The organism is Pseudoalteromonas mucoides (assembly GCF_049257175.1).
GTDB lineage: Bacteria > Pseudomonadota > Gammaproteobacteria > Enterobacterales > Alteromonadaceae > Pseudoalteromonas.
In genome coordinates this window covers 222,801-237,440 of the sequence record NZ_JBMMUC010000002.1, presented here as the reverse complement: position 1 = coordinate 237,440, position 14,640 = coordinate 222,801, and the positions used below count along the sequence as shown (strand labels likewise).

1 protein-coding gene (cut by a window edge) is annotated in these 14,640 nt (G+C 40.0%); it reads left to right on the top strand.

Features of this window, described 5'->3' with window-relative positions:
• The first annotated feature begins 323 nt into the window (after window positions 1–323).
• Window positions 324–14,640, top strand: the 5' portion of a protein-coding gene (locus tag AAEU30_RS02605) for a non-ribosomal peptide synthetase (protein WP_421959187.1). Its footprint extends 13,202 nt past the window's final position; only the first 14,317 of its 27,519 coding nucleotides appear in the window; it begins with the start codon at window positions 324–326; its stop codon lies off the right edge, out of view.

Sequence of the window (14,640 nt, the reverse complement as noted above, 5' to 3'; positions counted from 1 at the left end):
TGTTTGTTTATGGGGTGTTTTTTAGCTAGATTGTTTGTTTATTGTTATTAATATGTATAATATTTTTCAGTGAAACTACTGCGCCCCTGTGTCATTAACTTTTTGTTAACCATTTTTTAATGCGTTATTGTGAGTATGTACCGCGCGGAATTTGAAATGTGTTTATAGACGATAGTGGTTATTGAAGAACGTGAAATTGCTGTGCAGTGCGCTGCAAATCAAATTTTTAATTTGATGTGCTTACTTCTCTATGTGATTCAGAGAAGTTTTATATCAATGTTCTAAAGCTAAAAAAACTAAAACTAAAGTAATAATTAGGAGATATGCAAGTGATCGTTGATAGGGCTTATGTTGGAAGTGAAAGGAAATATAAAAGTATTGCTCAATCAGCCCAATGCGGTATAGAGGTAGAGCGTATTGCTAAGGAGCTTAACACGGATATAGAGCGGTTATTATTTAGTTGCTTTAGTATAGTTTACACACGATATTTTCAAGAAGATGACTTGACGGTCGTGCATGAATATTACAACACAACGGAAAAATTTTATGGTCAACATCTAATAGAATCTGCAATGGATGATAATTGGTCATTAAAAGACTCACTCGCGCATACTTCACCGCTGCTAGCTACTCCAAGTCAGAGCACCGAGTCTTCAAGTGTACTCGCTAACCTTCCCTGTTTTCGTTATTTCAGTTGTGTTGATTCAGAGCCAGCAGTGGGGTACGCGCCTCTAATATTAAGCGTAAATTTTCAAGATGCTTGCCGAATTGAATGGATTTACGACACGAACCTTTTTGATGAGCAAACGGTAATCTTACTATCTGAGTGTCTTGAAAAGATTATAAACAATTATTCAATAGATCCTAATCAAACCATTAATACTACTCAACTGACTCATTCTGAGCAGCAATATTTTGAGACTAGAGATTTAAACACTATTGTTGAGTATTTTGATACTCAGGTAAAGCTAAATGCAAATGCTATTGCTTTAGTAGATGCAAACGAAAGTCTTAGCTATGAAGAATTAAAAAGGCGATCCAAGAAGCTTGCGAGAGCATTACGGGCTAAAGTCGATATAGGGGAACGAGTTGGTGTTATGCTTCCTGGTTCAGTATCGGCCTTAGTTTGCCAAATGGCACTATGGCGTCTCGGGGCAACTTATGTGCCATTAGACCCAGCTTTTCCAAGTGATCGATTACATCACATCATCACTGATGCTGAGATTGATTATATCATTGCAGATGACGACAATATTGAAGTGCCAGTTGATACTACAACAGTCTTAAGTTTTTCACAGTTATTGGTTGAAAAAGGCGAGCTTAGTAGAGACTTTAAAACTGTTGCGACGGATTTAACTGCTTATGTTATTTACACTTCAGGAACAACGGGTTTACCTAAAGGTGTTGTAATAAGTCAGCAAGCGCTTACTAACCATATTTTGTCAATGAAGGCAAGCTTGGGCTTAGGTAATGAGGATCGTGTACTGTCATTTGCCTCACTTAATGTGGATACAGCGCTGGAACAAATTTGGGTTGCATTAACTTCTGGTGCTGCAGTGTATATTAAGGATAACCAGTTGTGGCAGCATCAACAATTAATATCGTATATTTCAGAGCATAAAATCAGTTGCACAGATCTGCCTCCCGCATTAGTCGTTGAGCTACTTTCAAAGCAGGCTCGTTTTGATAAATTCTGGCAGACGAATAACTTACATACAATTGTGTTAGGTGGTGAAATACTTAACCCACAAATAGTCAAGCGTTGGTCAGAGCTAAATTTATTTAAGAGGTGTCGTCTTATTAATGCGTACGGCCCAACTGAAACGACTATTACAGCTACTTGGCATGAGGTCAGTATCACTGATCTGGAGCGTTCAAGTATTCCTATAGGTAGAGTATGTGGCCCTAGAAATGCAGTTGTTATAGACCGTAATGGGAATGAGCAGCCTACAGGTGCGGTTGGAGAATTACTGCTATCAGGTCCTTGTTTGGCTGATGGTTATCTTAATCGAGAAAATGAAAATGAACAGAGGTTTATTGAATTTAAGAATACTCGTTGGTATCGCACAGGAGATTTGGTTAGACAAGGTCATAATGGAGAGTTCTATTTCTTAGGGCGAACCGACGAGCAGGTTAAAATTCGAGGGTTTCGTGTTGAGTTAGGTGAAATAGATAACCACCTTTTAGGTCACCCTGATTTAAAGAGTATAGCTGTAGTTGATGTTAAAGTAGATAATAATGTTCAGCTAGTAGCATATTATGTTAATCAAGAGAAACTGATTAATCACGAAGAACTTAGAACATATGCAGCCCGGTGTCTTCCCTCATATATGGTACCTAGTTATTTTGTGTCGTTAAAAGAGTTACCTTTGCTACCAAACGGTAAAATAGATAAAGGATCTTTGCGTAGATATTCATTACCTAAGTTGTCAGCATCAGAAATAATAGCTCCTCAGAATGCGATTCAAGCTCAGTTGAGAGAGGTGTGGGCAAATGCTTTTGAAGTGGATGCACAGACACTTTGTTGTGAGGAGAGCTTTTATAGTTTAGGTGGTCACTCATTAATCGCTTTGCGGATTTTAGCCATGATAAGCGAGCGCTGGAGTGTTAATCTTACCTTCGAATCTCTGTTACAAAACCCCTGTGTATCAGCTCAGTCCGAATTAATTGGCTCCGAACTAAAGCTAATTACGAGCGATAACCCTGCATCTCCAGTACAGCCTATTCAAGCTGGAGGTGGCTCGTTACGAATATCGTATTCACAGCAACAAATGTGGTTGGCTTGTCAGAGTGGTCAGCATCAAAGCAGTTATCTTGTGCCTTTAACCCTGGAATTAACGGGTGAGTTAGATACCTTAAAATTGCAACAAGCTGTAGATAGTTTGGTTCGTAATAATGAAATATTGAGAACTAGCATAGACACCAATGATGAGGGGATATTAGGTGCTGTTGTCTCAGCTGCAAAGTCTAGTCTATTGAGACAAATTGATTTGAGTGATATCAGTTCAGCATCACAAGAAATGGAAGTTTCAAGTATTCGTTCTCGTTTAGGTTCTAATTTGACTCCGCAAAGCTCAGTCATGTTTGATGCGGCGTTAATCACTTTATCCCAAACTCATCACATTCTTTGCTTTGCTTTTCATCATATTGCTGTTGATGATTGGTCAATTAACTTATTTTGTAGTCAGTTAAAGTCATTATATGATGGGGCACAATCTGAGGTTGAATCAAACCGAGTGCAGTATTCAGATTATGCATACTGGCAGCAAGTGCATTGGAGTGATAGTGATGAATATCTGCAGCTGCAGCAGTATTGGCAGCAGCAACTCGTAGGGATCCCACATGTTCATGGGATTGCGCTGGATAACATTCGAACAAGTACACCAGAGAATGGGGCACAAGCAGGGATGGTTCGCCGCACTTTGTCGGCAGAGACAGGAAGGCAGATTAAATCTTTTGCACAACAACATGGTACCTCTGAGTACGTAATATTGCAGAGTATATTTGCTTTGGTAGTCAATCAGTTTAGTCGTGAGGACGATGTGATCATTGGTTGCCCCATGGCAAACCGTGAAATGGCCTCTACTCAGGACATGATTGGATATTTTGTTAATCCTGTAGCTATTCGCAGTTCTATAAACTCTAGCGAAACATTGGCAGAATTTATAAGTCATCAGCATCAAACTATAATGCTTGCAATGGAAAATCAAACATTACCATTTAGTCATGTATTAGAGACCCTAAATTGTCCGCGTCAGGAACAAGTTCATCCAATCTTTCAAATATTGTTTAACTACTTAGGGCAAATATCTCAACGCGAATCATTTTCTCTAGGTGAGACGCGAGCTAATGTACTCTCTGAACAAGACAAGTACGCTAAATTTGACTTAACACTAGATGTTTGGCAGGGCGTAAATGAGGAGCTTACAACTAGTTTTTACTATAATCGTGACATATTTGAACATGATACAGCCGAACAAATACTGAGCCAATTTTGTGAAGGGATAGACAATTGGTTGTTAATGCCCTCAAAGCCGTTGTCGGCTTTACCTAAGATCTTCGATGCAAATAAATATGACCATGTCATCAAGCTTGGAGAGGGAGATATTTCATCACTTGAGGGGACTTTAGTTGATAGGCTTGATCAGCTTAGCAAGAGAGCTATCCAACGGGATGCTGTGGTTGACACGACAACTTCACTTAGCCATCAAACTTTACGTAAACAAGCTCTTGCACTAGCAGGCTTTTTACAATCTCAAGGTGTGAAACAAGGCGACGCCGTAGCCATAATGATGCCAAGGAAAGTGCAATATGTGGTTGGAGTTTATGCTTGCCATTTAATCGGTGCCTGTTTTGTACCTATCGATTTTGATTACCCGGCCGATCGTGTTAACAACATTATAGAACAAGCAGGTATTGCAGTATTATTAACACTTAGCAAGAAAAATGTATGCCATGATATCGATTGTCTGATAGTTGAAGTTGAACAGGCCATAGCTCAACAGAAACCTTGTCAGACGGCATCACTTAATCCCGATGATATTGCTTATTTACTTTTCACTTCAGGCTCTACTGGCAAACCTAAAGGTGTGGCAGTTACCCAACAAAACTTGAGTAATTTTTTAACTGCTTTTATTAAAGAAGGGCTAGCCAACATTGAAGTAGATGATGTGCGTTGGGGTTGGCGTCTGGCGTTTGTATTTGATGGTTCTTTACTGGGATTGGGAGCTATTGCAGCAGGTGCAACGGTGGTATTAGCTGATCAAAGTATATGTCAAGATCCACAAAGTTATGCTGATTTTTGTCGCCAGCAGAAGATTACACATTGCTGTCTTACTCCATCATTTTGTGAGTTATTTCTAGACAATTGGGGTGACTTAGCAGAGGTGCCAAATCTGGCTATCGGTGGAGAGCGAATTTCGACATCGTTGTGGAACCAGCTGCATGAGATATCAGTTACTTCTGGACAAGAAATATTTAACTATTACGGACCAACAGAAGCGACAGTATATACAACAATTTGTAATGTAAAAAAATCAATTAAGCCGTCTATTGGCCATGCTGCTGTGAATAGCCAAGTATATTTGGTGGATGAAATAGGCCAGTTAGTTCCTCGAGGAGCTAAGGGAGAGCTTTGGGTTTCAGGATTAGGGATTACAGATGGTTATATCGGCCAAGCAAAGCTGACAGCAGATAAATTTATTTCCAGTCCATTTTCGCCGAATCAACGACTATTTAAAACAGGTGATTTAGCTCGCTGGAACAGCGATGGTCAACTTGAATTTATGGGTAGAGTAGATGAGCAGTTAAAATTACGCGGTTATCGAATCGAGCCCGCTGAAATTGAAGCTGTGATGGCACAACATCAAGCAATTAGTCAAGCTGTGGTGACAATTCATAATGAGCGCCTTATTGCTTATCTTGTAAGTAAAGGCGACTTTGCAGAAAATGAGCTCAAGTCTTCTTTAATGCATATATTGGAAGCGACACTACCTAGTTATATGGTGCCGTGCCAGATGATCATCCTAGACCAATTGCCAATGACGGTGAATGGTAAAGTTAATCTGCGTGCTTTACCTGAACCTGAAATTGAAAATTCCCAGCATTTTGTTACGCCCAAAAATGCCATAGAACAACAGATACTTATATTATGGAGCGATATCTTAGGGCTATCTTTAGAACAAATTAGTACCAATGATAACTTCTTTTCTTTAGGAGGACATTCTCTTTTAGCAACTCGATTGATAAGTAGTGTGAAAAAAGAGTTTAATTATCCACTTACGATGACTCAACTTTTTGCAAACCCAAATATACAGCAATTAGCTTACCTGATTAATACATCTAAATTAGAATCATGTATAGAGGAGTCATTCGGTGTAGATAATAATGAGGAGCTCTGCGTTCCATCTTTTGCTCAACAGCAGATGTGGCTGGCTTGTGAGATTAGTAAAAATCAAGCTGGGTATCTGTTGCCTCTTCATTTGGCTCTGCATGGAGAAGTAGATCGTACGCGTCTTGCCTCAGCTATAGAAGAGTTACTGCGCCGTCACCGTGTTTTAAGAACGAGTATTGTAAAAACAGAGCAGGACATCAGTGCTCGTGTTAATCCAGTACCCGCATCTACTCTTGAGTATATTGATTTAACTGAGTTTTCATTAATAGAAAAACAGAAAAAAATAATTCAGCTTGAACACGAAGTGAGTACCGAGCTTACTCCCGCTGCTGATATTATGCTCAGAGCAATACTTTTAAAAGTTGCAGCTGAGCAATATGAGTTAAGGTTGTGGTGTCATCATATTGCCGCGGATGGTTGGTCAGTCGAACTTTTAGGGACTGAGCTTTCTAAGTTGTATGTTGATAAGAATACCCAGCCTGAGATATCTCCTCAGTATAATGAGTACGCGCATTGGCAGCGTCAACAGTTCGCAAATAGTGACTATTTGTTACGACTCCAGAAATTCTGGCAACAACAATTGATTGATTTACCAAGTATGCATAGCTTGCCAACACTTGGGCGTACGAGTGAGGATCATAAAGCCAAGACTTGTAAGAGAGTCTTAGATAAAAGTAAGAGCGCTAACATTAAAATGTTAGCGAACCAGTATAATGTGACGCCATTTGTATTATTGCAAAGTGTATTAACCTTAGTTATCGCACAATTCAGTCATGAAGATGATGTGGTTATGGGGACAACTATGGCTAACCGCAATCACCCTGACACTCAGCAGATGCTAGGTTACTTCGTAAACTCAGTTGTTTTACGTAGTCAGGTTGATTGGTCAATTACTTTTTCACAGATGCTCCAAAAGCAGCAGCAATTAATTCTACAGGCTCATGAGCATCAAGAATTACCTTTTGAATTAGTGGTTGAAATGCTTAATCCTGAGCGAGTCAGTGGCTGCCATCCTTTATTTCAAATCATGTTTAATTATTTAACCCACGATGAAGAATTTAGTTCATTGTCGTTACCAGGAGTTGAGACATTCCCGCTTAAACCCGAGCAACCGGCCGCTAAATTTGATCTGGCAGTTAATGCAATTGAAACAAATACTGGCACGCTATTAATAGAAATTGATTATGCTACTTCAGTGTTTACAGGCTCTTTGGTAGAAAGTATTTTAGATCAAATCGAACATCTACTTAATATAGACAAAAAACAAGCGAACGCTCCGCTAAAAGAAATATCATCAATAGCTCCAGAGCAAGCTAAATATGTTCTACCTAAGTCACCAAAATTACAATCTAGTCAGTTGGAACTAGAGCTAATGCCAATACGTTTGCGCAAGTTGGCTAATTCTCAAAATAATATGTTGGCATTAAGTGATTTACGCAGTCAATTTAGTTTCTTTGAGTTGCATCAACTCGCACATGATTACGCAGCCTGTTTACAAGCGAATGGTGTTAAACAGGGGGATAGGGTTGCAGTTTTGCTGCAGCGAGAAGCGAGTACTGTGGTAATGCTTCATGCTATTCATTTGTGTGGAGCTGCATTTATTCCACTAGATGAGAGCTACCCTAACCAGCGTATTGAAAATATTTGTCAACAAGCAAAACCTCGCATTTTAATTAGTTGCCAAAAGTTGGCAGTAAATTATCAAGGCTCGACACCATTACTTTTAATTGAACAATTGCAGGAGATAAAAAAAGAGTTCCACCCCGTTGCAGTTACTGAACAAGATTTAGCCTATATATTGTTTACTTCAGGTTCAAGTGGAGAGCCAAAAGGTGTTGAGGTTAATCACAGAAATTTAGCCCACATAATTAATGTTGCAGCTGAAACAATATTTGCTGATCAATCACTTCCTGACGTTCGTTGGGGCTGGAGAGCACCGTTAGTTTTTGATGCTTCAATAGTCGGTTTAACAGCCTTAGCTCTAGGGGGGCAACTATGGATTTGTAATACAGAGGTAAGTCGGGATCCAAATAGTTATATCGATTTTGTTAGCCAATGTGATATTAATTACACTTTCGCAACACCCTCTTTCTGCGAATTAATGCTCGATGCTTGGCCCAAAAGCGCAAAATTGCCTCATTTGATTTTGGGTGGTGAAGCAATTGAAAAGCCATTATGGGATAAATTGGCAAGGCTCAGAACTAATAACCATCGTAGTTTTAATGTTTATGGTCCAACTGAAGCCACAGTTTATGTTACTTACACAGAAATAATGGGGTCTACACCACACTTAGGCCATGCAGTAAACAGCACCCAGTTGTATGTCTTAGATGCGTTTCAACGATTGCTACCTAGGGGAGCTAAAGGAGAGCTTTACATAGCAGGAGAAGGCGTAACTGCTGGCTATCTAGGAAAACCAGAGCTTACCAAAAGTAGCTACTTAGGTAATCCATATGGTACTGGGGAGTTTTACCGTACTGGAGATCTTGTACACAGGGATAATACTGGAAAACTGATTTATCTAGGTCGGGTTGATGAGCAGGTGAAACTTCGTGGTTTGCGAATCGAGTTGGGTGAGATAAATAAAATAATGCAAGATAGTGGCTTGGTCAAACAGTCACATGTCATAGTTTTTGAACAAAAATTAGTCGCCTATTTTACAGTTAAAGACAATAGCGATGTGCCTATCGAAGATCAATTGAGCCAACTATTTCGTGATAAATTGCCAGACTATATGGTTCCTGAACATATTATTGAACTGTCTATTATCCCTTTAACTGTTAACGGTAAAGTAGATAGACGTAAGCTTCCTGAACCGAAGGTTAAACTAACTCATTACCAAGAGCCTTCTAATCCCATTGAAGTGATGCTCGCAAAACTGTGGTCTCAAGTATTGCCACAGACTCAGACGAAAATTAGTGTAGATGCCAATTTCTTTTCGCTTGGCGGACACTCTTTGTTGGCTGCTAAACTCATTACGCTTATCAATAAAACATTTGCTGCTGATTGGACATTGGCACTTATCTTTAAATACGCAACAATAAGAGCACAAGCGAAACTGGTATCTCAGCAATCAGTCGCTAAGCAATTACCTGCAATTGAGAAAAGCAACGAATCTGAACTGTGTCTGTCTGTTGCTCAGCGACAAATGTGGCTAGCATGTGAAATGAGTGAGGACCAAGCAGGTTACTATATTCCGCTTTATTTAAAGCTGACAGAAAAACCTGATATTAGTCGGTTGCAAAAGGCTATCCGTGTATTACTTGAGCAAACGCCTGTTCTTCGTACCTCAATATCACAGCATAAAGAGCTCAAAGCACAGCTTAATGATGTGCCACAAGAAGTGCTTTGTGTGCAAGATTTGTCTAAAGCAGATAAAAGCGAACTTGATGATTTGTTGCAAACAAGCTTAAGTGAGCTCCATCAAGGGTTAACGCCGCAAAGCCCTGTAATGCTTCGTGCTAAATTAGTTTCATTACCAAAAAATCAATATGTGCTAGCTATCTGTATTCATCACATTGCCGCTGATGGTTGGTCCATGGGATTAATCGCTCAGCAGTTAGATAGTCTTTATCGCGGTGAGGTAAAGTATTGTCAAGACGAGCTTTTGTATCATGATTATGCTCGTTGGCAGGAATTGCAATTATCTAAACCAGAGTTCAACAAGAAGTTTGCCGCTTATTGGCACAAGCAGCTTGCGGAGTTACCAGTTCAACATGCACTACCACTTGATAGAGCTAGGCCTATTGATCCAAGTTATCAAGCGAGCACATTGTCGGCTCTGTTAGATTCTAAGCAAGCTGAGTATGTTCGCGAGTTTGCATTAAGCCATCAAACTACACCATTTGTGGTGATGCAAAGTGCATTTGCTTGGGTGATAGCTACGCTTAGTCAAGAGCAGGACATTGTGATGGGTACGCCTATGGCGAATCGTCAACAAGAACATTCTGAGCAGATGATTGGTTATTTCGTAAATAGTGTTGTGCTTCGTTCAAACGTAGCACAAAACCTAAGCTTTTCTGAGTTTGTAACTCAGCAAAATAGTGTTTTTCTTGATGCTTATGAAAACCAGGCTTACCCTTTTGAGACGTTGGTGGAAGAGTTAAACCCTGAGCGAGCAGCTAGTATACATCCACTATTTCAAATCATGTTTAGTTATCTTACAGTGGAACATACTGAAAGCATAACACTCGGTGAATTGCAATGTGAGACAATGGCCGAGCAAAACAGTTTTGCTAAGTTTGATTTAACTCTCAGTGCTACAGAACAGCAAGCTGGCAGTGTTTTAGTTGAAATAGATTACAGTGAAGATATATTCAGTTTTGCAACAGCGCAGACGATATTGTCGCAGCTAATCAATAGTATTAGTCTGTTACTCAACAATAGTCATCAACGTTTAGAGGCGTTACCTAGTTTAATTACTACAGAACAGCAAAATAGCATCATAGCTTTAGGCTCGGGCCCTTTATTAGACATTGATGACGATTTTGTCTCATTACTTGTCAAGCGAGCGAAACATACACCAGATCTAATTGCGATTGAGCAAGGTAGTACAGAGATTAGTTATTCTCAATTACATCAACGTGCTACTAAATTGGCAACCCACTTACAGCTTTTAGGGCTAAAGGCTGGGGAAAATATTGGATTATATATTCCTCGTAGTATTGATGCTGTTGTTGTTATTTATGCAGCCCAACTATGCGGCGCTGCTTTTGTTCCTTTAGCACAGGATTACCCGAAAGCACGTATTGAAAATATTTGTCGACAAGCAAACATCCGCTTTTTACTCGCCAAAGACGTAGTCTTAGCTTCGATGTTTGAGCCTCAAGTTGTGATAGTTGATATTGATAATATTGAAGCAGAACATCATAAACTAACTATTTCCCCAGTTAGCAATGCTTATTTGCTATTTACTTCAGGTTCAACAGGTGAGCCTAAAGGGGTGTGTGTTAGTCAACAAAATTTAGCGCAGTTTATTGCCAGTTGGGTAGATGAAACGTTTGGGGACCGTTGTTTGTCTGATGTACGTTGGGGATGGCGGGCTCCTCTTATTTTTGACGCATCACTTTTTGGTTTGGCAGTCCTAGCTCGGGGTGGTCGGTTAATTATTACTGAAGATGAAGTTGCAAAAGACCCTTGCGCTTATATGCATTTCTGTCGACAGCACAGTATAAATTTTTCGTTTGCTACTCCATCTTTTGCTGAGCAAATGTTGGAAAATACAGCGTTGAAAATGCCCAGTTTGATTTTAGGGGGAGAAGCATTAAATCAACCGTTATGGCAGCAACTCTCGGCCTACAGTAAAGATCACGATGTAGTTTTCTACAACGCTTACGGCCCTACTGAGGCAACAGTTCAAGTTACGCAAACCAAAGTGGATACTGGTTATCCCCATTTGGGAAATGCGATTGCAAATACCCAACTGTATATTTTGGATCAATATCAACGTTGTCTACCAGTTGGGGCAAAGGGTGAGCTTTATATTGCAGGTAAAAGTGTTACTAATGGTTATCTAAATAGCCCACAACATACCAAAAAAGTGTTTTTAGATAATCCATTCCATACAGGTACATTATATCGCTCAGGTGATTTGGCTCGCTGGAACCATAATGGTCAATTAGAGTACTTGGGGCGCGTCGATCATCAAGTGAAACTTCGAGGTTTGAGAATTGAACTAGGTGAAATAGAAGCCGTACTTAACAAATGTGAACTGGTATCACAAGTAGTAGTGTTGATTCATGACACAAGTTTAGTAGCCTATTTTGTAGGAGGTGATAATGACAAAAATAAAGAAGATCACATTATTGAATTGCTAAAAAGTCTTGCTCATACTCATTTACCACAGTACATGCACCCTAGTTTTTACATACGAATCGATCAGATACCATACAAGGTAAGTGGAAAGATAAATTATAATGCACTGCCTAAGGTCACACTGACACAAACAGAGTATGAGGCACCAGCTAATTCAACGGAGCAATTTCTACAGCGACTATGGGGCGACATTTTATGCCTAGAAGCTGGGGAAATAAGTGTGGAAGCAAACTTTTTTATGCTTGGTGGTCACTCATTAGCAGCCAGTAAATTAGTTGCTCGAATAAAACAAGAATATAGCTATTCAATCAACGTTTCTGATGTGTTCAAGTTTCCAACTATACGACTATTGGCGCAACAGCTTACAGAGCGGAGCCAGGAGACTGAGCTATTACAACTAGAAATCTTACCAAGGCCAAAACGTCTACCTTTAAGTGATGCACAGCAGCGCTTATGGCTAGTTGATCAGATGGAGGGACAAAGTGCGCAATACAATATGCCATTTGCGTTTGATTTTAGTGGTGAACTCGATTTAGATATTTTGGAACAAGCACTGATAGCCTTAGTTGAACGCCACGAAGTACTTCGTACTTGTCTTTGCCAAGATGAACAAGGCCCATACCAAAAGGTACTTGAGAGCGAGCTATTTGTTCTTAGTAAATATAATGTTGTGGATAAAACGATTACTGAGTTAGATGACCATTTAGCTCGCTTAGCACGAGAGCCATTTAAGTTAAATCAGCAAATTTTATTTAGGGCCTATGCGTTTATTCGTAGCGATGAACGTTACACTCTTTTATTCAATTTTCATCACGTTGCAATGGATGGTTCTGGGCTTGAGCTATTTATGGATGAGTTGAGTGAGTTATATCGACTTAATGGTGATGCTAGTAATTTAGCAATCACGTCATTGCAATACGCAGATTATGCTGTGTGGGAGCAAAGCCAAGTTGAAAAAAATAAATATGAATTACAACTTAAATACTGGCGTGAGAAGTTAGCCAACCTGCCTGCTGTCCATGATTTTCCATTGGATAAACCAAGGCCAGAAAGCATGTCTCATAAGGGGCAAGTGGTTTTTAGCCAGTTAAATGAATCGACTACCACTACACTCAAAAATTATTGTAAGCAAAGTGGCTGTAGTGTTTTTATGGCGATGCATGGATTGTTGAGCGCAGTGTTAAGTAAATTTAGTGGCAGTCAAGATATTGTCATCGGAACGCCGGTTGCTAATCGTGAAATGGTAGAAACTCAAAAAATGCTGGGCTTCTTTGCTAACACGGTAGTATTGAGAATGGAAACGGATTTAGAGCAGTCTTTTTCACAGTTATTAACAACTAGTAAAGCAACTGCATTAGCCGCTTTTGATAATCAAAATGTGTCCTTCGAAACTCTAGTTGCTGATTTACAGCAAGAGCGTAATAATCGTTTCAACCCATTGTTTCAAATACTATTAGTCGTTCAAAGCCAACACTCCCAAGCATGGGAAATAAATGGCGTTGAGCTGCAAGAGCATACGGTAGAGTTTGAGCAAAGTAAATTTGATTTGACTCTCTCGGTCATAGAGCAAGAAGAGCGGATACACTTTGATTGGGAGTATAATAGTGACTTATTTGAGGAAGTTACTATTCGATCCTTATCGGATACCTTTGTGCATTTATGTACGAGGGTGCTGGCTCAACCTGAGAGTAGGTTATCAGAATTAGCATCTGTTACGCCTCTCTTGCCTTCAGTAAAAGATAGCGTGGTGAATTACCCTAATTCTATTGCTGATATCATACAATTAGCAGCTAGCAAGTACTGCGAGGAACTAGCCTTTGATTTTGGCTCATTTAGTTGGGATTATAAGAGTTTTGTTACTCAAGCTAACCAGCTTGCTAGGTTACTGCATCAGCAAGGCGTTAGACAGTATCAAATAGTAGCTATAACTAGCGTTCGAGCACCGAGTACCTATCTAGCAATCGCTGCAGTCCTCATTTTAGGAGCGGCTTATGTGCCAATCGATCTTAAGCTTCCTAGACAACGACTGCGTTTTATACTGCAAAATAGCGGTGCTCAAAATGTGATAGAAACTGCAGATGAGTGCAATTTAACAGAACTTTCCAACGAACTGGAATTATCGACTATTGCTTTGCCATATTCTCAGCTGATTACTCAGCTTAGCCAATATGACAAATGTAAATTTACACCAGCGGTAGCAATTAGTGGTGATGATCCTGCATACGTGATTTATACCTCTGGTACCACAGGGGAACCCAAAGGAGTGTTACAAACACACCGAACAATTTGTCACTTAGTGGCGACTCAACAAAGCAGCAGCGGGTTGAAGGGGTCATTGAGAACGTTGCAGTTTACCCCTTTGACATTTGATGTGTCAGTGCAAGAGTTGGTGACTTGCTGGTATACGGCAAGCACCTTGATTGTTATTAATGAACAACAAAAGGAAAATTTGGCACAGCTTGTACGGTTACTGTCACAAAGCAATGTAGAGCGCTTATTTTGTCCACCGGCCGTGCTGCAAATTATTGCTGAAGGGGGGAGCAAAAGTGAACAAGCATGTAATTTACGAGAAGTAATAGTTGCAGGGGAAGCACTGTATCTCTCTAGTGCTATAAATGATTGGTGTACAGAGCACGCTATTACCCTATGGAACCACTACGGCCCAACTGAAACCCATGTAGCTAGTGCTGAATGCATCACTGATTTTTCGCGCACAGGGTATGCTTATATTGGACAAGCTATCGGAGAATGCAATTTACAAATTATTGATAGCAATGGTCAATCAGTACCTAGAGGTGCAATGGGGGAGCTGTATGTTAGTGGGCCTCAACTAGCGTTAGGTTACCTGGGTCGCGATGTATTATCTGCTGAACAGTTTCCGGTTGCTCTTGATGGTAAGCGTTACTACCGCACTGGGGATAGAGTTAGGTTGA